Here is a 19,584-nt window from a genome sequence, read left to right on the forward strand (position 1 = left end):
CCAGGGTTCGCCACATGGTGTGCCAGTGGGCCATGGGTGTCAGGTAGGAAAGCGCCACCCCGACCCGGTCGCCGAGGGACATTCCCCAGGGTGCACCCGAAAGGACCGGTCGGGGCAGCGCTTTGACGTCCGGCACACGAAGGGATCTGTTTCGCCCATGTACGCAGCATCGTCCTCCGTGTCCGCCCCGCCCCGGTCGCTGCACCCCCGCCCGGGCGGCGGCGGCCCCTACCTCGATCCCGCACGGTCGGCGGCGCCCGCGCTCGGCGCGGGTCTGACCCGGCGCCCCGCGGGGCTCGGCACGCAACCGCTCAGCGGGAGACTCGACTTGTCCGGTCCCCAGGGCGCGCAGCTGCGCACGGCGATCGCGTCGGTGCACCGCATCTGCCCGGAGTTCGCCCCGGTCCAGGTGCTGCGCCGCAGCGGACGCTCGGTGCTCCTGGTCGGTACGACAGGACGCAGTACGGCCGTCGCCAAGTGTTTACTGGACCACTCCCCCGTGTGGGCGGAGCGGATCCGGCACGAAATAGCCGCGTACCGCACGTTCGTCCGGCAGCGCCCCCCGGTTCGGGTGCCGAGACTGATCGCGGCGGACCCGGACAACTGCACACTGGTGATCGAGCGGATGCCGGGGCGCGTGGCGGCACTGCAGCGGCATCCCACCGAGGCCCCGCCGCGGGCGGACATCAGGGCGGCACTCGGCGCGATCTGCCGGCTGAACGCCTGGCGGCCGCCGGCGGGGACGTTCGACGCACCGCTCGACTACGCGGCCCGTATCTCCCGCTACCACGAGCTGGGTCTGCTGACCGACCGAGACCTCGGCGACCTGCAGAAGCTGCTGCACGGCATCGCGGCCACCGCGGGCCGGCAGGGCATGGGTCAGTTCTGCCACGGCGATGCCCTCCTGTCGAACATCCTTCTCTCACCGGCCGGTCCAGTGCTGGTGGACTGGGAGCACGCGGGCTGGTATCTGCCGGGCTACGACCTGGCGACGCTGTGGTCGACGCTGGGTGACGCACCGGTGGCGCGCCGCCAGATCAGCCAGATCGCCCAGTCGGCGGGCCCGGCCTCGCGGGACGCCTTCCTGGTGAACCTGATGCTGGTCCTGACCCGCGAGATCCGCACCTACGAGACGGCCGTGCAGCGTTCGATGCACGACACGGCCCCGGCCGCGGCCCACCCGGGCGCCGCGCCGTCCGGCGAGGAACAGCGCCTGCTGCTGCGGCGGCTGCACGACGACTGCCAGCTGGCCCGCCGGGCCGTCCGCGCGGCGGTCGGCACTCGCTGAGGGAACAGAGGTCCGCGGTGCGCCTGAACGGCGGCGCACCGCGGACCTCTGCGTGTCGTGGACTTCCCTGCCATCGCCAGCGGTGTCTTGACGAGGGAAATCGCCCGCTTATGAGCATGATTGACGGGTTGTCGGACAATCGATGACACAGGGCCCTCGTTCGGCCCCCGTGCCCCCGTGTGCCCCGCACACCCCGCCCGCTCGTCCCAGGAGGCCGCATTGCGAAAACCCGTCACTCCCCCCGGACCCCCCAGATGTACCCGTAGAGCCGCAGGCGCCATGGCGTCGGCGGCTCTGCTGCTCCCGCTGCTCGGTGCGGCGCCCGCCACCGCCCAGTCCTCGGCGAACAGCCTCCAGCGGGCCTTCGCCGCCGCTGCCGTCGAGTACCACGTGCCGCAGAGCGTGCTGCTGGGCGTCTCCTACCTCCAGTCCCGCTGGGACACCCACGGCGGAGCGCCGAGCGTGACCGGCGGCTACGGCCCGATGCACCTCACCGACGCCCGTACGGCGCTCGCGAGGGACCCGCACCACAGCGAAGGCACGGAGGACGCCCGCGGCGACTCCGCCCGCCCGGCCCTGCACCCGTCCGTGCGGATCCCGTCGAACGACGAGCTCCCGGCCCGGCTGCGGACCCTGCCGAAAGCGGCGAAGCTGACCGGCCTGAGCGCCGAGGACCTGCGCACGGACCCCGCGGCCAACATCGCGGGCGGCGCCGCGCTCCTGGCCGCCGCCCAGCGCGGCCTGGGCGAGCCCCTCAGCAGCGACCCGGCCGACTGGTACGGCGCGGTGGCGCGCTTCTCGGGCGCGGACGACACCGCCACGGCCGCCGCCTACGCCGACGACGTCTACGACGTGCTGCGCACCGGCGCTGAGCGCCTGACGGACGCGGGCCGGCCGGTCGCCCTGGCCGCGCAGCCGGACCTGGCCCCGCGGACGGCCCAGCTGCGGGAGACGGGCCTGCGCACGGTGTCCGCGGCGGGCACCGAGTGTCCGACGACGGTGTCCTGCGAGTGGATCCCGGCGCCCTACGAGCAGTTCGGCGACAACGACTACGGCAACCACGACGTCGGCGACCGGCCCGCCTCGCCGGGCATCAAGTACATCGTCGTCCACGACACCGAGGGCGGCTGGGAAGGGGTGCTGGATCTGGTCCAGGACCCCACCTACGTGTCCTGGAACTACTCACTGCGCTCCACCGACGGCCATGTCGCCCAGCATGTCAAGGCGAAGGACGTGGCCTGGCACGCGGGCAACTGGTACATCAACGCCAAGTCGATCGGCCTGGAGCACGAGGGTTTCCTCGCCCTCCCGGACTCCTGGTACACGGAGGCGATGTACCGGTCGTCGGCGCGGCTGGTGAAGTACCTGGCGGCGAAGTACGCCATCCCGCTGGACCGGCAGCACATCCTGGGTCACGACAATGTGCCGGGCCCGACCTCCGCGTCGGTCTCCGGGATGCACACCGACCCGGGCCCGTACTGGGACTGGCGGCACTACTTCGAGCTGCTCGGCCGGCCCTTCGCGGCGACGGCCCGCGCGGGCAGCGGCGGGCTGGTGACGATCCGGCCGGACTACACCGCCAACCAGCCGGTGTACACGGACTGCGCCGCCGAGGGTCAGACGTGCGCCGTGCACGGTTCCAGCGAGGTGCGGCTGTACTCCGACCACGACGAGAAGTCCGCCCTGATCAAGGACGTCGGCCAGGGCAGGGTCCCGACGACGGGCGTGAACGACATCTCCTCGCGGGTGTCCACCGGCCAGCAGTACGCGGTCGCCGACCAGTGGGGTGACTGGACGGCGATCTGGTACCTGGGCCAGAAGGCCTGGTTCAGGAACCCGGCGAAGCAGCCGTCGGCCGTGCCCGCGGCGGGCCTGGTGGTCACCCCTAAGGACGGCCGCGACAGCGTGCCGCTCTACGGCCGCGCCTACCCGGAGGCGTCGGCCTACCCTGCGGGTGTCCCGGCCCAGGCGGTCTCACCGCTGCCGTACACGCTGCCGAAGGGCCAGAAGTACGTGGCCGGGGACAAGGTGCCGGGTGAGTACTACTACGCGGTCAGCTTCTCCACCGGCTCGCACCGGATGGTCGTCGGTAACGATCAGTACTACGAGATCCAGTACGGCCACCGGGTGGCGTTTGTGCGGGCCGCGGACGTGAAGCTGATGTCGTCGGCGTCCTAGCCGCGCCTCAGCCCTGCTGGAACAGCTCCGCCGGGAGCGGTTTCAGCAGGGCGTACAGGTCGTCGGTGATGGGGCGGTCCCAGGCGGCGATGGTCACCAGGACGTTGTCGCTGCGGTCGAACTGCACGCAGGCGATCCGCCCCTCGGAGAGCTTCAGACGGCGCACGATGAGCAGGTTGTCGCCCTGCATCACCGGCATGTCCTCGGTGCCGACGACGGTCACCTCCTCGTCGTTCTCCAGCGCGAGCAGCAGCTGGGCGACCTCGAAGGGGACCTCACCCTCCGCGACCTCGCGGGCCGGTGAGCCCTCGGGCAGATTGCCGATGATCATCGCGGGGCCGCGGCCGCCGAAGAGGTCGTAACGCAGGAAGACGCCCTGGCAGCTGCCGTCGGGGGCGGGCAGCAGCCCGGCGCCCAGATTGCCGGGCCAGTCGCCCGGATCCATGGCCAGTACGTCGAAGTCGGGCCCGGCGGGAGTGGCACTGCGGCGGCGGAGGAACGACATGCGGCCATGGTACGTGGCCACCGCCCTTCGGTGGCGCGTGGGAGGGCCGCGGTTCGCCGTTCGGGTGCAGGTCGTCGGCGGCGGGACGCTCCACGCTCGCGGGCCGACGCCGGACGGCCCGGCCGGAGGCACGCTCACGGCCGGGCGCTCGGCGTGCGGGGGCACACCGGCTGTGGTCGCAACCCACCTGCGGCCGGCTCGGGAACGGCCGACGGTTCGGTTGCGAGGCCGCGGTGTCAGGTCAGGTCGAACTCCCCCTCCCGCGCCCCCGACACGAACGCGCCCCATTCGGCGGGCGTGAAGATCAGGGAAGGGCTCTGGGGGCGGCCACTGTTGCGCATCGCGATGAAACCCTCGACGAAGGCGATCTGGACATCCCCCCGACCCTGGCTGCTGGACTGCCACTCGGCGTTGCTGAGGTCCAGCTCCGGCTTGTCCCAGCCCGTGAGCGGCTGCTGCTGGATGGTGCTCTCGGCCACGTCCGTGCTCCTCCCGGTTTCGTCGTCCGCGGGTCAGCCTAGCGATCGGTCCCGGACGCGGACAGAGCACATGAGGGGGACTTTCAGGACTCCGGGGCCGTCGCTCCCACGAGCCACATGGAGAAGAACTGCGAGCCGCCGCCATAGGCGTGTCCGAGCACCTTGCGGGCCCGCTCCACCTGGTGTTCGCCGGCCTGTCCGCGCACCTGGAGCGCCGCCTCGGCGAAGCGGATCATGCCGGAGGCGCCGATGGGGTTGGTGGACAGGACGCCCCCCGACATGTTGACGGGCAGGTCGCCGTCGAGCTCCGTCACCCCCGCCTCGGTGAGCTTCCAGCCCTCACCCTCGTCGGCGAAGCCGAGGTTCTCCAGCCACATGGGCTCGTACCAGGAGAACGGGACATACATCTCGACGGCGTCGATGTCGCGGCGCGGGTCGCTGACGCCGGCCTGCCGGTAGACGTCGGCGGCGCAGTCCTGGCCGGCCCGCGGCGACACGGCGTCCTTGCCGGCGAAGAGGGTCGGCTCGCTGCGCATCGCGCCGCCGAGCATCCAGGCGGGCGGCCGGGGGGCGCGGGCGGCTCCGGCCCGGTCGGTGAGGATCATCGCGCAGGCGCCGTCGGAGGAGGGGCAGGTCTCCGAGTAGCGGATCGGGTCCCAGAGCATCGGCGAGGCCTGGACCTTCTCCAGCGTGATGTCGTGCTCGTGGAGGTGGGCGTAGGGGTTCTTGAGCGCGTTGCGCCGGTCCTTGTACGCCACGAGCGAGCCGACGGTGTCGGGAGCGCCGCTGCGCCGCATGTAGGCGCGCACGTGCGGCGCGAAGAAGCCGCCGGCCCCGGCGAGCAGGGGCTGCTGGAAGGGGATCGGGAGGGACAGGCCCCACATGGCGTTGGACTCGGACTGTTTCTCGAAGGCGAGGGTCAGCACGGTGCTGTGGACGCGGGCCGCCACGAGGTTCGCGGCGACGAGCGCGGTGGAGCCGCCGACGGAGCCGGCCGTGTGCACCCGCAGCATCGGCTTGCCGACCGCGCCGAGCGCGTCGGCGAGGTACAGCTCGGGCATCATGACGCCCTCGAAGAAGTCGGGGGCCTTGCCGATGACGACGGCGTCGATGTCGGCCCACGTCAACTCGGCGTCCACCAGGGCGCGCCCGGCGGCCTCGCGGACCAGTCCGGCGATCGAGACGTCCCGCCGGGCGGCGACATGCTTGGTCTGGCCGATCCCGACGACGGCCACGGGCTCCTTGCTCATCGCGGTTCCCCTTCGAGTACGGCGACCAGGTTCTGCTGGAGACACGGGCCGGAGGTGGCGTGGGCGAGGGCGCGGTCGGACTCGCCGCGGTGGATGCGGGAGGCGGCCTCGCCGATGCGGATGAGGCCGGCGGCCATCATCGGGTTGGCGGCGAGGGCTCCGCCGGACAGGTTCACCCGCACGCTGTCGTCCAGCCGCAGGGCTTTGCGCAGGACGACCTCCTGTGCGCTGAACGGGGCGTGCAACTCGGCGGTGTCGACGGGCCGTTCGAAGGCCCCGGCCTTCTCGGCCGCGAGGCGGGCCGAGGGCGAATCGGTCAGGTCGCGTACGCCGAGGGCGTGGGCCTCGATGCGGTGGTCGATGCCCCTGATCCAGGCGGGCCGGGAGCACAGCTCGCGGGCCCGTTCGCCTGCCGCGAGGATCACGGCGGCGGCCCCGTCGCCGACGGGCGGGCAGTCGCCGGTGCGCAGCGGCCGTACGAGGTAGTCCCCCTGGGGTAGCGAACCCCGTAGCTGGGCCCGCGAGTTGAGGGTCGCGACCCGTCGGCTGCGGGCCCCGATCGCGGCGAGGGCGCTCTCGTCGGTGTCGCCCGCGTCGATCAGGGCCTGGGCCTGGAGCGCGGCGAGGGCGACGGAGTCGGGCCACAGCGGGGCGACGTAGTACGGGTCCAACTGGCGGGTGAGGACGTCGCGCACGGAGCCGGGCGAGGACTTGCCGTAGGAGTAGACGAGCGCGGTGTCCGCGTCGCCGGTGAGCAGTTTCGTCCAGGCCTCGTACAGCGCCCATGCGCCGTCCATCTCGACGTGGGACTCGGAGATGGGCGGCCAGGCGCCGACGCCGTCGAGGGCGAGGGTGAAGGAGAAGGCGCGGCCGGCGAGGTAGTCGCTGGAGCCGGAGCAGGTGAAGCCGATGTCGGCGGTCTTCAGGCCGGTCCGATCGAGGACGCTGTGCAGGACCGGCATGAGCATCTCGACCTCGGAGAGCTCGTCGGTGGTGCGCAGGACGTCGGTCTGCGCGAAGGCGACGACGGCGATGTCCCTGGTCACAGCAGCTCCTTGTACTGGTCGTAGTCCGCGTCGGGTTCGCCGGTCGGCCGGTAGTGGTCCGGGTAGCGGCCGCCTTCCGTCCACACGGGTTCGACCCTGAGTCCCATCCGCACCTGGTCGTAGGGGATGCCGCCGATCCGGCCGTGCAGCGCGAGGTCGGCGCCGTCGAGGGCGATGTGGGCGTAGACGTAGGGGACTTCGATGTCGAGGTTCTTCGCTTTGATGTTGACGATGCAGAAGGTGGTGACGGTGCCGCCGGGGCCCACCTCCACCTGTTCCGCCGTGGGGACTCCGCAGGTGGGGCAGGCACCCCGGGGCGGCACGTACACCTTGCTGCAGGACGGGCAGCGTTCGCCGACGGTCCTGCGGTCGGCGAGGGCGTTGATGTAGGCGGTCTGGGCCCGGCCGGGCGAGTAGGTGTAGTCGAGCCGGGCGGGAGCGACGATGCCGCGCACCGCGTCCTCGAACGTGCCGGTCGTGCCCGTGAGTTCGGCCCGTGCGCCGTCGTACGGCTCGAAGCAGGCGATGTCGGTGATGGCTCCGGTGCGCTCCTCGGCCCAGCGGATCCGCACGCGCATCCCGGTGTGGACGGCGTCGGGGCCGGCGGCGTCGAGGGCGTGCAGGAGTGCGGTGTCGGCGCCGTCGAGGCGGACGAGCACCCAGGCGAAGGGGGTGGTGAGGGGCTGGCCGCGGCGGGGGGCGTGGTTCCAGGCCCAGGTGGTGACCGTGCCGGTGGGGGCGACCTCCACGAGGTCGTGGATCTCCTCGGCGGTGACGGGGTCGTACTCGACGGGAGGCACGAGGACGCGGCCGTCGGCGGTGCGCACGCCCAGGGTGACGCGCTCGCGCAGGCCGGTGAGAAAGGCGCTCTGGACGGGCCCGACGGACCGCGTGAACGGAAACTCGACGACGAGCGGAGCTTTGAGGACTTCGGGCATCGAGGGCTGCCTCCTTGGGAAGCCGGGGTCGGCTGGAGCGCCCAAAAGGGGCGCGGGGCGGGTGACACATGCGGTTCCGCCGCGTGGGTGCGACCAGCCACGACGGATCCGCAGCAGGGGAAGCGGCGCCACCGACCGCTCACCCGGCGGAGCGTCACGCGCGTTTGTAGACGGGTGCCCGCTTCTCCGCGAAGGCGCGTGCGCCTTCCTTCGCGTCGGCCGTGTCGAACACCGGCCAGCCCCGGGCGAGTTCGGCGGCGAGTCCGTCCGTCTCGGTGAGGTCGGCGCTCTCGTACACCGACGCCTTGACGGCTTCGACCGCCAACGGGGCGCAGGAGTTGATCCGTTCGGCGATCTCCAGGGCCGTCTCCAGGGCCCTGCCGTCGGGGACGACGTGCCCGACCAGGCCGATGTCGGCGGCCTCCCGGGCGGTGTAGGGCCGGCCGGTCAGCAGCATCTCCAGGGCGTGGGTGCGCGGGATCTGGCGTTGCAGGCGGACCGTGGAGCCGCCGATCGGGAACAGGCCGCGCCGTACCTCGAAGAGGCCGAAGGTGGCGGACTCGCCCGCGACGCGGATGTCGGTGCCCTGGAGCATCTCGGTGCCGCCCGCCACGCAGGTGCCCTCGACGGCGGCGATCACCGGTTTGCGGGGGCGGTGGTGGCGCAGCATCGCCTTCCAGTGCAGGTCGGGGTCGGCCTTGAGCCGGTCGCGGTACTGCTCCCCCTCCATGCCCTGACCGGCGAGGGCCTTGAGATCCATGCCGGAGCAGAACGCGCCGCCCGCGCCGGTGAACACGATCGAGCGGACCGAGTCGTCCTCGTCGGCCTCCAGCCAGCCGTCGTACAGGCCGACGAGCATGGCGATCGAGAGCGCGTTCCTGGCTTTGGGCCTGTTGAGCGTGAGCACGAGTGTGGCGCCTTCGCGCCGCACGGTGAGGTGTTCGGTACCGCCCATCGCAGATCTCCCCTCGGAAAGAACGAGAACAGGTTGCAGGAGGCGTGATGGCAGTTCAAGGGTTTTCTGACAGTCAGTCAGATTTCTTCGCGGGAACCCTTCCCACTTGCCGCGCCCTTTGCTCTGATGACCGGCGAACCGTCGGGAGAACCAGGCCCCGTGAGGTCAGGAGGAGCGGTGGAGTACAACCTTGCCGACCTGTTCGAGTCGGTCGTCGACGTGGCGGCCGACCGCGAGGCGCTCGTGTACGTCGACCATCCGGGCACGGGCGCGGAACGCCGGCTGACCTACGCGGAGCTGGACGCCGCCGCCAATCGCATCGGCCACCACCTCCTCGACAGCGGGCTGCGCCCCGGCGAGCATCTGGGCCTGCATCTGTACAACGGCGTCGAGTACCTGCAGACGGTGCTGGGCTGCCTGAAGGCCCGGATCGTGCCCGTCAACGTCAACTACCGATATGTGGAAGATGAGTTGGTCTACCTCTACCGGGATGCGGACCTGGTCGGACTCGTCTTCGACGCGGAGTTCACGGACCGGGTGGCGGCGGCGCTGCCGCAGGCGCCGGCGTTGCGGCACCTCGTCCGGGTGGGGCCGGCGGGCGACGGCATCACCTCCTTCGACGAGGCCGAGGCGAGCGGCCGCGCCGAGCGCGGGTTCCCGGCCCGCTCGGGCGACGACCTGTTCATCATCTACACCGGGGGCACGACCGGCCTGCCCAAGGGGGTGATGTGGCGTCAGGAGGACTTGTTCTTCTCGGGGCTGGGCGGCGGCTCGCCGACCGGGGAACCGGTGAAGAAGCCGGAGGAGATCGCCGAGCGGGTCGCGGCCGGGGGGACGGGGATCACCTTCTTCCCCACTCCTCCGCTGATGCACGGCACTTCCACGCTCACCTCCTTCATCGGCTTCAACTTCGGCCAACGCGTGGTGATCCACCGCAAGTTCGTGCCCGAGGAAGTGCTCAGGACGATCGAGAAGGAGAAGGTCACCAGCATCTCCCTGGTGGGCGACGCGATGCTGCGGCCGTTGATCGACGCGCTCGAAGGTCCGCTGCGGGGCACGGACTGCTCGTCGGTGTTCAGTGTGTCCTCGTCCGGGGCGATCATGTCGGACACGGTCCGCCGCCAGTTCCGGGCGCTGATGCCGAACGCGATGCTGCTGAACAACTTCGGCTCCTCGGAGTCCGGCTTCAACGGCACGGCGACGGAGGACTCCGGGCCGGAACGCGGCTTTCGCGTCCGGGTCAACTCCCGTACGCAGGTGGTCGATCCGGCCACGTACGAGCCGGTCGCGCCGGGTGAGGTCGGCCGGGTCGCCCAGCACGGCCATGTGCCCCTCGGCTACTACAACGACCCGGTGAAAACGGCCGAGACCTTCTTCGAGAAGGACGGCGAGCGCTGGGTGCTGCTCGGCGACATGGCGACCGTCGACGAAGACGGCGTGGTGGTCGTCCTCGGGCGGGGCTCGCAGTGCATCAACACCGGGGGCGAGAAGGTGTACCCCGAGGAGGTCGAGCAGGCGCTGAAGTCCCATCCGGACGTCTACGACGCCCTGGTGGCCGGGGTACCGAACGCGACGTGGGGCAACCATGTGGCGGCCGTGGTGCAGATGCGGGCGGGCGCCCCGCTGCCTTCTCTGGAGGACATCCAGCGTCACTGCCGTACCCGGCTCGCCGGTTACAAGATCCCGCGCCAGCTGGTGCTCGCCGAGTCCATCCGCCGCTCGCCCAGCGGCAAGGCGGACTACCGCTGGGCGCGGGAGGTGGCCACCGCCGAGAGCGGCTGACCCGCTTCGAGGAAGGCGACGGTACGGCGGACGAACCACTCCGGGTCGTCCAGCCACGGGTGGTGGGCGGCCCCGGGCTGCACGGCGAGCTCCGCGTCGGGGAAGGCGTCGGCGACGAGCCGGGCGACCTCGGGCCGGGGCCCGCCGTCCACCTCGCCGGCGAGTACCAGGACCGGGGCGGTCACGTCCGCGAGGGCGGTGCGCAGGGCCGGTGGATCGAAGGCGGCCGGGTCGAGGAAGAGTGCCTCCGCCTCGACGTTGGTCTGTTCGTCGGCGGCGGCGTCGAGGGCGCGGGCGGTGTCGTCCCACCGGCCGAAGAAGAAGGCGCCGACGAGCGCCCAGTCGGGTTCCCCCTCGCCCGCGAGCCAGGCCTCGAACGCCGGGAAGGCCGTCGCGAACCACGGTTCGTGCGCGCGCAGTCGGGCGGCCTCCAGCCGTTCCTCGGTCGTGGCCGGCCGGCCCAGGGCCCACGGGGTGGCGGTGATCAGCGCCAGCCGGGAGACGCGGTCCGGGTAGCGTGCCGCGTACAGCAGGGCCAGGCTGCCGCCCGCCGAGTGGGCGAGGACGTCGATCCGTCCCCGTCCCAGCTGGACGCGCAGGGCCTCGACATCGTCGACCTGCCGGTCGCAACGGTAGGTCGCCGGGTCCGCCGGGATCGATGAGTCGCCGGTACCGCGCAGGTCGAGGAGGATCAGCCGGCGGTGAGCGGTGAGACCGCCGAGGTCGCCGAGGTAGGCGGAGGCCCGCATGGGACCACCGGGCAGGACGACGAGCGGCTCGCCCTCGCCCCGCACGTGGTAGGCGAGTTCGGTCCCGTCGGGCGCGGTGAAGGTCGGCATGTCCTGATCCTCAGCTCGGTCCGCGCCCGTCCGCAACGGAGTTCTCCCGGGTGAGCGGGCCGAAGCGGTCTCTCAGCTCCCGCTTGAGGATCTTGCCGCTGGCGTTGCGTGGCAGTTCGTCCACGAAGAGCACGCGCTTGGGGGCCTTGAAGTGCGGGAGTTTCTCGCGGGCGTGGGCGATGAGCTGGTCCTCGGTGACCTCGCCGCGGGGGACGACCACGGCGGTGACCGCCTCGATCCACTTCTCGTCAGGCAGGCCGATCACGGCGGCCTCGGCGACGGCGTCATGGGTGTACAGCGCGTCCTCGACCTGGCGTGAGGCGATCAGTACGCCACCGGAGTTGATGACGTCCTTCACCCGGTCGACGATCGTGAAGTAGCCGTGGGCGTCGCGGACGGCGAGGTCGCCGGAGTGGAACCAGCCGTCACGGAAGGCGTCGGCGGTCTCCTCGGGCTTGTCCCAGTAGCCCTCGCACAACTGCGGGGAACGGTAGACGATTTCACCGGGTGTGCCGTCGGGGACGTCCGCGCCGTCGTCGTCGACGACCCGGGCGTCCACGAACAGGACCGTGCGCCCGCAGGAGTCCATGCGGCCCTTGTGCTCGTCGGGGGCGAGGACGGTGGCGAGCGGGCCGATCTCGCTCTGGCCGAAGCAGTTGTAGAAACCCAGTTCGGGCAGGCGCTCGCGCAGCCGCTCCAGGACGGGCACCGGCATGACCGACGCGCCGTAGTACGCCTTGCGCAGCCCGCTCAGGTCACGGTCGGCGAAGTCGGGGCGGTTCGCCAGCGCGATCCACACGGTCGGCGGGGCGAAGAGGCTGTCGACGCGGTCCGCCTCGATGAGGTCGAAGAGGCGGTCGCCGTCGGGCGCGTCCAGCACGATGTTGGTGGCGCCGACCGCGAGGTACGGCAGCAGGAAGACGTGCATCTGCGCCGAGTGGTAGAGCGGAAGGGAGTGCGCGGGGCGGTCGCCGGCGCTCAGATCGAGGGCTGCGATCGCGCTCAGGTACTCGTGCACCAGGGCGCGGTGGGTCATCATCGCGCCCTTGGGCAGGGCCGTCGTGCCCGAGGTGTAGAGCAGCTGCACCAGGTCCTCGGCGCGCGGCTCGGGGCCGTCGTACGCGGGGGTGGCGGGCAGTCGGGCGAGGAGCGAGTCGTCGGTGTCGCGCAGCGCCAACCGCCGTACTCCGTCGGGGAGTCGCCCGGCCAGGTCGGGGTCGGTGAGGACCAGTGCGCTGCCCGACTGGCCGACGATGTACGTCAGGTCGTCGCCGGTGAGGTTCTGGTTGACGGGGACGTGGACCAGGCCGGCGCGGGCGCAGGCGAGGAACGCGATGAGGTAGGCGTCGGAGTTGTGGCCGTAGGCGCCGACCCGGTCGCCGGGGGCGAGCCCTTCGCCGAGCAGGACGCTCGCCGCCCGCGAGACGACCTCGTCGAGTTCCTCGTAGGTCCAGGTGCGGTCGCGGTACTCGACCGCCACGCGTGCCGGGGTGCGGCGGGCGCTGCGCCGCAGCACCCCGTCGACCGTACTGCCATGTCCGGGCCTCATGCCTCATGATCCTCGGGGGGCGGCCGGGGCAGGTCAAGTCGCGGGCGCGCCCCGAGGGGTCACGCCACCGCGCCCGCCACTCCGGTGCGGCCGTCGGGCACCCCGACGACACTGACGATCGTCTGCTCGCGGATGTCCTCGCCGAGGACGGCTGCCACCGCGTCGGCCGTGGCGCCGATCAGACGGGCCGGGGCGTCCGGCACCTGGGGCAGGTGGTAGGCGGCCTCGCGCATGCTGAGGGTGAGCTGCGGGGCGACCTTGTCGGTGGGCCGGCCGCCGATGCCACGCCGGTGGCGCGGGATGCCGATGAGGTCGACGCCGACAAGGCCGCGCAGCCGATCCCCGTAGACGGAGCCGACGGCGTCGGCCAGGGCGCCGATCAGCTTCTCCTCGACGGTCCCGTCGAGGGCGTCCTCGCTGATGTGAACGGTGTAGTGCGGCATGCGGATCTCCGTTTCGCGCGGTGCGTACCATGACGGTCGGTTCAGCTCAGCTAGCGGAACAAAGTAGCTTTGACATCAAAGGTAATGCGAGGAGTGCCGGATGTCCATGTCCAGCGCCACGGGTGACAACGCCGCCGCCGACGACACCGACGACCGCGGCGACACCGGCGTCGAGGCGACCGTTCGCGAGCTGCTGCTGCTCATGCCGCGCCTCGTGGGCAGGGCGAAGAGGATCCCCGTGCCCGAGGCGCTGCGGGCCTTCTCGCTGGCCCCGCGCCACCTCTCCCTGTTGGCGTACCTGCTCCTCGACGGACCGATGACGGTCAACGAACTGGCCGCACGCCTGGAGGTCGCCCCGACCACGGTGAGCCTGCTGATCGGCGACCTCAACCGGAAGGGCGTCCTGGAGCGCCGCGAGGACGAGCGGGACCGCCGCCGCCGGATCGTCGCCATCGCGGACGCCCATGAACCCGCGATCTCCGCCTGGCTCGCCCCGGGCGCGGCGGCCTGGCGCCGGGCCCTGGCCCCGCTGACGCCCGGTCAGCGACGGCTGTTCGTGGACACATTGCTCGCCTACGAGGCCGAGGTCGACGCGGAAAGGGAGTGAGTCGCCGGGAATGTCCCCTCGGCGAAATGCTTCTTGTGCTTCTGCGTACTCCTGTGCGCCCCCCTGCAGAAAGGATTCACGGCTAACGGCACCCGTGCGGACTGGGCAGAACATGACTCAGGCGCCAAGTCAGTGCAACGTCCATTGATTTTCGAGTGCCGTATGAGGCAGGGGGTATTCAATGAGCAACGCTGTGCCTGAACGGGAATGCGCATGGAGGGTGGGTACTGCGCCAGGCATATTCCCATTCCTCGGCCACGGTATCGCCTTGTACCGTCGCCCGTTGGCTTTTCTGAATTCTTTGCCCGCGCATGGAGATCTGGTCGAGATACGACTGGGTCCCCAGCGCGCCTGGATGGTGTGCCATCCGGAGCTGGTCCACCGGATGCTCGGGGACTCGCGCACCTTCGACAAGGGGGGCCCGCTCTTCGACCGGCTCCGCCTGCTGATGGGCGACGGCATCGTCACGAGCCGCCACCAGGAACATCGGCGCCAGCGCAGGCTGCTGCAGCCCGCCTTCATCCCGTCCCGCCTGCCCGATCAGACGGAACTGATGGCCGAGGAGGCCGAGGCGGTGTGCCAAGACTGGCGTGCCGGGCAGGAGGTCGACGTCAGCGCGGCCATGATGGCCCTGTCGACACGGATCATCAGCCGTGTCCTGTTCTCCGACTCGCTCGACGCAACGACGGCCGCCGACGTGCGGCACTGCCTCGCGGACATCGTCCGCGGGCTGTTCGTCCGCACCGTCGTACCGGTCGACGCCCTGTTCCGCGTTCCCTCGCCCGCGAACCGTCGTTACCGGCGGGCGGTCGAGCGCGTGCACACGATCATCGACGCCGCCATCGCCGAGCGCCGACGGGGAACCCCCCGCGACGACCTGCTGGGGGCCCTGCTGGAGGCCACCCGCGCCACCGGCCCGGACACGGCGATCACCGAGCGGGAAGTCCACGACCACCTCGTCTCGCTCCTGCTCACCGGCTCCGAGAGCACCGCCCTGTGTCTGGCCTCCGCGTTCAGCCTCCTGGCACAGCATCCGCAGGCGGAGCGCCGTCTGCACGCCGACATCGACGCCGTGCTCGCCGGACGACAACGGCCGGGGCCCGACGACCTGCCGAGCCTCGTGCACGCCCGATGCGTCATCACCGAGACGCTGCGCCACTCGCCGCCCGGCTGGCTCTTCACGCGCATCACCACCAAGGAGACCGAACTCGCCGGCCTGCGCCTCCCTCAGGGAGCCACCCTCGTGTACAGCCCCTACCTGCTGCACCACGATCCCGCGTGGTTCCCCGATCCCGATCGGTTCCTCCCCGAGCGCTGGTCGCAGGGGCGGGCCGCCACCGCGGCGCACGGTGCGATGCTCCCGTTCGCCACGGGCAGCCGCAAATGCATCGCCGACGCCTTCGCCATGACGGAGACCACGGTGGCCCTCGCCACCGTCGCCGCCCGCTGGCGCCTGACCCATCTGCCCGGCCCCGTCGCACCACCGCGCCCCGGGGCGACGCTGGGGCCGAGGTCTCTGGTGATGATCTGCGAACCGCGCGCACGCGTGCCGATCGGCACCTCGCCCCACCCGGGTTCCTGCACCCGCCGGGAAACCGCTGCACACCCCGTACAGGATTCCCGAAGGGCCGGTGACAGCGGTGTCGACCACGCATGAGGAAGCCACGCTCGCCACCCAAGAGGAAATGCGGGCCGCCAGCCTGAAAGAGCTGATCGACGACCACCTCTACATGCCGTACCCGTTCCTGCGGAATCGCCATGAATCCGAGGCGGTCGCCGGCGTCGACGCATGGCTGCACAAGTGGGGGCTGACCGACGAACCGGGGGTGGCGGCGATGATCGGCTACACCCGGCCCGCCGAACTCGCGTCCTACAACAGCCCGACCGTGGACTCCGGCATCCTCCAGATCGTGGCCGACCAGATCGCCTATCAATTCGTCTTCGACGACCGGGCGGAGGAAATCGGGCGGCAGTCCCCGGCGCTGCTGCTGCCCATGCTGTGCGAGAGCATCGCAATCCTGCGGGACGGCGAACCGCCCCGCACCCCGCTGGGGGCGGCCCTGGCCGATCTCCACCGGCGGGTCCGCGAGCGGTGCACCCCCGCCCAGGCCGAGCGGTGGGCCTGGAAGAGCCGCGAATACGTGCACGGCCTGCTGTACGAGGCGGTGGCGCAGGCGCATCCGTTCCCGGTGGGCATGGGACTGTGCAACTCGATCCGTTCGCTGACCGCGGGGGTCGAGCCCTTCTATCCGCTGTGCGAGTCGGCCGGCCCGTGCGAGTTGACCCCCGAGTTTCTCGGTGACCCCGTGGTACAACGCCTGGGTCGACTGTCGGCCGACGCTGCAGTGTGGATTCCCGATCTCTTCTCCGCCGTGAAAGAACAACGGACGGGCGGAATGATCAATGTGGCCCTTGCTCACCAGCGCGCACACCAAGCTTCCCTCCCCGAGGCTGTCCTGCTGGCCATCCGGCAGATCAACGCCACGATCATCGAGTTCGAGAGTCTCCACGAGGAGATGAAAGCGGAGTTGAGCGCCGCCGGGGCCGGCTACGTGGACGGCATGGTCGGCTGGATCCGCGGATGTTACTACTGGTCCCGCACCGTGCCGCGCTACGCGGACACCGCGGTCGCGTCCGCACACCCATGCGGGCCATTCGGACTTCTGTACCCAGCAGGAAGGACGGCCTAACCGACCCGGCGAATGATTCACCCTTCTCGGCCATCCTCGCCGCCAAACGCCGTCACCGGTTGCGTATCAGGGGCGTACGCTCAGCGATGTCCTCCGAGGAACAACGACAGGAAGCGGTAGGGCACATGGCGTATGGGTCGTGGCAGCCGATCACCGAACCCCGCCCGTTGGTCGAGCGCCACCGAGAACTCCAGGCGCTCGACTCCGCGTTGTCGGGCCTCGGCCGTGCCGTCGAAGGGGTGCCGCGGGCGCAGCCCGGCGGACTGCTCGCCTTCACCGGTGCGGCCGGGCTGGGAAAGACCGCGCTCATGGCGGAGGCACGCACACGCGCCGCGGCGCACGGATTCACGGTGTTCTCCGGGCGGGGCGGCGAGACCGAACAGGAGTTGGCGTTCCGCGTGGTGCGCCAGCTCGCCCAGCCCACGTTGGCCGCGATGGACGAGACGCAACGCCGTGCCTTCCTGGGGAGCTGGTACGACATCGTCGCCGCCGCGCTCGGCCTGGAGGCCACGGACAACGCCCATGCACCGGACCCGACCGGAGTGCGTGACGGTCTCGACTGGGTCATGACCCGGCTCACGGTGTCGAAGGCTCCTGTGGTCCTGCTCCTGGACGACCTGCACTGGGCCGATATCGAGTCCCTCAACTGGCTCGCGTCGTTCGCGCCACGGGCCGCGGACCTGCCGCTGCTGATCATCGTCGCCTACCGGCCGCACGAACTGCCGCCCGAGGCGGACGCCTTCCGTGCCCTCGTCGCACACCACGGGAACCGCCCGTGCGACCTGAAACCGCTGACCGCCGCCGGCGTGGCCCGCATCGTCAGGAACGAAGTGGGGGACGGCGCCGAGGACGACTTCTGCGACGAGTGCTGGACGGTGACCGGCGGGAGCCCCTTCGAGGCCGTCGAGCTCGCCATCGGACTCGGCGAACGCAATCTGAAGGGCACCCAGGACGACCTGCCCGTGATGCGGAACGTCGCCTCGGCGGTCAAGGGCCCGGGACTGATCGCACGTCTGCAGAAGCTCGGCACGACCACCGTCCGCTTCGCGCACGCCGCTGCCGTGCTGGGTGCGCCGTTCTCACCAGAGCTCGCCGCCAGCATCGCGGTGCTCGGCAGCGAGGCCGCCACCGAAGCGATCGAGAGCCTGCGTGCCGCCCGGATCGTGGCCGAGGGCCACGGACCCGGTGGGGGCCTCGACTTCGTTCACCCACTGATCGCGACGACGATCTACCGGTCCATCCAGCCGGCCTTCCGGGTCGGCCTGCACAACGCCGCCGCGCTGGCCGTCCGTGCGGCGGGCTTCGGTCCCGCCGAGGCCGCGCGGCACCTGCTGGAGGTTCCCTGCGAGGGCAGGACGGAGGTGGTCGAATGCCTCCGCGAGGCCGCCCGTGAGTGCCTGCGGGCCGGCTCCCCGGAAGCCGCCCGGCGCGCGCTCGCCCGAGCGCTGCAGGAGCCCCCGCTCCCGGAGGACCGTGCCGCGCTCCTCCACGAGCTGGCGGGCTCGACCTTTCTGATCGAACCCACGGCCACGGTCGCCCACCTCAAGGAGGCGCGGGCGGAACGCGAGGTCGATCCCGGCCTGCGCGCCTCCATCGTCTACCGGCTGACGCAGGCGCTGGCCCACACGGACCAGTTGGCCGAGGCCGCGGCCGTCGCCGCATACGAGGCACGGCAGACCACCAATCCGCGCGTCCGACTGCGCATGCAGGCCGATCACTTCGTCTGGAGCGCGTTCCGCACGGACGAGCCCGACGCGGCCGCCCGCTCACGCCGGCTGGCGCGGCTGGCCGAGCGGCTGCCCGGACGGAACCTGGAGGAGCGGTACATCCTGGGGCTGCGGGCCTGGGACGGGATGCTGCGCGGCGAGCCCCGGCAGACTGTGCTGGCGACCGCCGAGAAAGCCCTGCGGGGCGGACTGAGCTGGACCGCCGAGAACCGGGGCTTCGAAGTACCCGTCTCGGTCGCCCTCGTGTTCATGTACTGCGACCAGCCTCGACGTGCCGAGGAGCTGTTCACCAAGGGCATCGCGGAGTGCGAAGGCAAAGGCTGGCGTGGCTCCCACCTGGCCCTGGGCCAAACCCTCTACGGCTACATCCGCTACCGTCGCGGCTGGCTGACCGACGCGGAGGAGCTGGCTCGGGAGGGGCTGCGGACCGCCGACAAGGTGGAAGGGGCGGTGCCCGCCCAGTGGTTCGCCATCGGCATCCTCATCCAGACGCTGCTGGCCCGTGGCCGCACCGCCGACGCGCGAGAGATCGCGGACAAGTACCACTACGGCGACGTGGTCCCGAACGCCGTCATCTACCCCGATCCGCGCACCGTGTACGCCGAACTGCTCATGGCGGAGGGGCGGAACACCGAGGCGGAGCAGCTGTTGTCCGCCGTCGGGGAGTGGCTGGAGGGGCGGGCCTGGCGCAATCCCGCCTGGTGTCGCTGGCAGCTGAACCTGGCGCACGCCGTCGCCTCCACCGACCCCGATCGGGCGCTCCTGCTCGCCCGGGACGCCGTCAAGCGGGCCCGGGACTTCGGTGCGGCTTCCGTGATCGGGCAGGCGCTGCACGTGGAGGCGGAGGTGACCGCCGGGCCGGCGGCGCAGGAGCTGCATGCTCGGGCCGTGGAACACCTGGAACAGTCGCCCGCCTCGTACGAGTTGGCCCGTGCGCTGGTCGGTCATGGCGCCGCCCTGTCCCGCAGCGGCCGGCTGCAGGAGGCCGCGAACCGGCTCTACCAGGGCCTGGAGGGCGCCGTCCACTGCGGTGCCGAGACCCTGGCCGCCCGTGCCAGGGAGGAGCTCTCCGCAGCCGGACTGCGACCGCTGCCCCTGCGCTACGGGCAGACGGACACGCTCACCGCCCACGAACGCCGGACCGCCGAACTGACCGTCCAGGGGCACCCGGTGGCCGTGGTCGCGAAGGAACTGCGTCTCACCGAACAGGGTGTGCGGCAGCTGCTCTCCTCCGTCTACCGGAAGATCGGCACCGACGCCACCGATCTCCCCGGAGCCCTGGACGCCTTTCCGCGGGTGCGCCCCTGA

General features: G+C 71.3%; 16 protein-coding genes. 7 read left to right on the forward strand and 9 right to left on the reverse strand.

The features are described from left to right. The first annotated feature begins 157 nt into the window (after positions 1–157). Together B5557_RS03380 and B5557_RS03385 are read left to right on the forward strand one after the other, a co-directional pair. Entirely contained in the window at positions 158–1,288 is a 1,131-nt protein-coding gene (locus B5557_RS03380) for an aminoglycoside phosphotransferase family protein (RefSeq protein ID WP_079657697.1), read from the forward strand. Positions 1,289–1,567: 279 nt separating this feature from the next. After that, entirely contained in the window at positions 1,568–3,466 is a 1,899-nt protein-coding gene (locus B5557_RS03385; RefSeq protein ID WP_079657698.1) for an N-acetylmuramoyl-L-alanine amidase, read from the forward strand. Between the two features lie 7 nt (positions 3,467–3,473). On the opposite strand, the gene B5557_RS03390 is transcribed toward B5557_RS03385, so the two are convergent. The 6 genes from B5557_RS03390 to B5557_RS03415 all read right to left on the reverse strand — a co-directional run bounded on the left by B5557_RS03390 (position 3,474) and on the right by B5557_RS03415 (position 8,639). Beyond that, entirely contained in the window at positions 3,474–3,971 is a 498-nt protein-coding gene (locus B5557_RS03390; RefSeq protein WP_079664566.1) for a hypothetical protein, read from the reverse strand. A gap of 236 nt (positions 3,972–4,207) precedes the next feature. Beyond that, positions 4,208–4,450, reverse strand: a complete 243-nt coding sequence (locus tag B5557_RS03395) for a DUF397 domain-containing protein (protein WP_079657699.1) — start codon at positions 4,448–4,450, stop codon at positions 4,208–4,210. Positions 4,451–4,533: 83 nt separating this feature from the next. Then, positions 4,534–5,700 carry a thiolase domain-containing protein gene (locus B5557_RS03400; RefSeq protein WP_079657700.1) on the reverse strand — a complete coding sequence of 389 codons (1,167 nt, stop codon included), beginning with the start codon at positions 5,698–5,700 and terminating at the stop codon, positions 4,534–4,536. Continuing rightward, on the reverse strand, positions 5,697–6,746 hold the full coding sequence (locus B5557_RS03405) for a thiolase domain-containing protein (protein WP_079657701.1): 1,050 nt from the start codon (positions 6,744–6,746) through the stop codon (positions 5,697–5,699). The genes B5557_RS03400 and B5557_RS03405 overlap by 4 nt, the downstream gene beginning before the upstream one ends. Continuing rightward, positions 6,743–7,684, reverse strand: a complete 942-nt coding sequence (locus tag B5557_RS03410) for a Zn-ribbon domain-containing OB-fold protein (protein WP_079657702.1) — start codon at positions 7,682–7,684, stop codon at positions 6,743–6,745. The genes B5557_RS03405 and B5557_RS03410 overlap by 4 nt, the downstream gene beginning before the upstream one ends. 154 nt (positions 7,685–7,838) lie before the next feature. Then, positions 7,839–8,639 carry a crotonase/enoyl-CoA hydratase family protein gene (locus B5557_RS03415; RefSeq protein WP_079657703.1) on the reverse strand — a complete coding sequence of 267 codons (801 nt, stop codon included), beginning with the start codon at positions 8,637–8,639 and terminating at the stop codon, positions 7,839–7,841. Positions 8,640–8,816: 177 nt separating this feature from the next. Between B5557_RS03415 and B5557_RS03420 the strand changes: the two genes are divergently transcribed. After that, positions 8,817–10,421, forward strand: coding sequence for an acyl-CoA synthetase (locus B5557_RS03420; RefSeq protein ID WP_079657704.1), 1,605 nt, complete (start codon positions 8,817–8,819; stop codon positions 10,419–10,421). On the opposite strand, the gene B5557_RS03425 is transcribed toward B5557_RS03420, so the two are convergent. Genes B5557_RS03425 through B5557_RS03435 form a run of 3 tightly spaced genes read right to left on the reverse strand, consistent with a single transcriptional unit; the run spans position 10,379 to position 13,252 of the window. After that, complete coding sequence (locus B5557_RS03425; RefSeq protein ID WP_079657705.1) at positions 10,379–11,260, reverse strand: alpha/beta fold hydrolase; 882 nt, start codon at positions 11,258–11,260, stop codon at positions 10,379–10,381. The genes B5557_RS03420 and B5557_RS03425 overlap by 43 nt on opposite strands. Positions 11,261–11,270: 10 nt before the next feature. Then, the gene (locus B5557_RS03430; protein ID WP_079657706.1) at positions 11,271–12,809 is read right to left on the reverse strand and encodes an acyl-CoA synthetase; all 1,539 of its coding nucleotides are present in this window, start codon (positions 12,807–12,809) and stop codon (positions 11,271–11,273) included. A 59-nt stretch (positions 12,810–12,868) separates the two neighbouring features. Further along, on the reverse strand, positions 12,869–13,252 hold the full coding sequence (locus tag B5557_RS03435) for a hypothetical protein (RefSeq protein WP_079657707.1): 384 nt from the start codon (positions 13,250–13,252) through the stop codon (positions 12,869–12,871). 106 nt (positions 13,253–13,358) lie between these two features. On the opposite strand from B5557_RS03435, the gene B5557_RS03440 reads away from it, so the two are divergent. The 4 genes from B5557_RS03440 (at position 13,359) to B5557_RS03455 (ending at position 19,584) form a co-directional block, all read left to right on the forward strand. Beyond that, complete coding sequence (locus B5557_RS03440; RefSeq protein ID WP_079664567.1) at positions 13,359–13,859, forward strand: MarR family transcriptional regulator; 501 nt, start codon at positions 13,359–13,361, stop codon at positions 13,857–13,859. A gap of 181 nt (positions 13,860–14,040) precedes the next feature. After that, positions 14,041–15,516 carry a cytochrome P450 gene (locus tag B5557_RS03445; RefSeq protein ID WP_079657708.1) on the forward strand — a complete coding sequence of 492 codons (1,476 nt, stop codon included), beginning with the start codon at positions 14,041–14,043 and terminating at the stop codon, positions 15,514–15,516. After that, on the forward strand, positions 15,500–16,549 hold the full coding sequence (locus B5557_RS03450) for a (-)-alpha-amorphene synthase (RefSeq protein ID WP_231976240.1): 1,050 nt from the start codon (positions 15,500–15,502) through the stop codon (positions 16,547–16,549). Before B5557_RS03445 ends, B5557_RS03450 begins: the two co-directional genes overlap by 17 nt. A 125-nt stretch (positions 16,550–16,674) precedes the next feature. Then, positions 16,675–19,584 carry an ATP-binding protein gene (locus B5557_RS03455; protein ID WP_079657709.1) on the forward strand — a complete coding sequence of 970 codons (2,910 nt, stop codon included), beginning with the start codon at positions 16,675–16,677 and terminating at the stop codon, positions 19,582–19,584.

Origin of the sequence: Streptomyces sp. 3214.6 (assembly GCF_900129855.1) — a bacterium.
Classification (GTDB): domain Bacteria; phylum Actinomycetota; class Actinomycetes; order Streptomycetales; family Streptomycetaceae; genus Streptomyces; species Streptomyces soliscabiei.

What these genes read in the sequence shown, in the direction of transcription:
- B5557_RS03410 (WP_079657702.1), bottom strand. Translation starts at nt 7,684, where the DNA reads ATGCCCGAAGTCCTCAAAGCTCCGCTCGTCGTCGAGTTTCCGTTCACG.
- B5557_RS03455 (WP_079657709.1), top strand. Translation starts at nt 16,675, where the DNA reads ATGGCGTATGGGTCGTGGCAGCCGATCACCGAACCCCGCCCGTTGGTC.
- B5557_RS03435 (WP_079657707.1), bottom strand. Translation starts at nt 13,252, where the DNA reads ATGCCGCACTACACCGTTCACATCAGCGAGGACGCCCTCGACGGGACC.
- B5557_RS03430 (WP_079657706.1), bottom strand. Translation starts at nt 12,809, where the DNA reads ATGAGGCCCGGACATGGCAGTACGGTCGACGGGGTGCTGCGGCGCAGC.
- B5557_RS03390 (WP_079664566.1), bottom strand. Translation starts at nt 3,971, where the DNA reads ATGTCGTTCCTCCGCCGCCGCAGTGCCACTCCCGCCGGGCCCGACTTC.
- B5557_RS03440 (WP_079664567.1), top strand. Translation starts at nt 13,359, where the DNA reads ATGTCCAGCGCCACGGGTGACAACGCCGCCGCCGACGACACCGACGAC.
- B5557_RS03385 (WP_079657698.1), top strand. Translation starts at nt 1,568, where the DNA reads ATGGCGTCGGCGGCTCTGCTGCTCCCGCTGCTCGGTGCGGCGCCCGCC.
- B5557_RS03400 (WP_079657700.1), bottom strand. Translation starts at nt 5,700, where the DNA reads ATGAGCAAGGAGCCCGTGGCCGTCGTCGGGATCGGCCAGACCAAGCAT.
- B5557_RS03415 (WP_079657703.1), bottom strand. Translation starts at nt 8,639, where the DNA reads ATGGGCGGTACCGAACACCTCACCGTGCGGCGCGAAGGCGCCACACTC.
- B5557_RS03445 (WP_079657708.1), top strand. Translation starts at nt 14,041, where the DNA reads ATGAGCAACGCTGTGCCTGAACGGGAATGCGCATGGAGGGTGGGTACT.
- B5557_RS03425 (WP_079657705.1), bottom strand. Translation starts at nt 11,260, where the DNA reads ATGCCGACCTTCACCGCGCCCGACGGGACCGAACTCGCCTACCACGTG.
- B5557_RS03380 (WP_079657697.1), top strand. Translation starts at nt 158, where the DNA reads ATGTACGCAGCATCGTCCTCCGTGTCCGCCCCGCCCCGGTCGCTGCAC.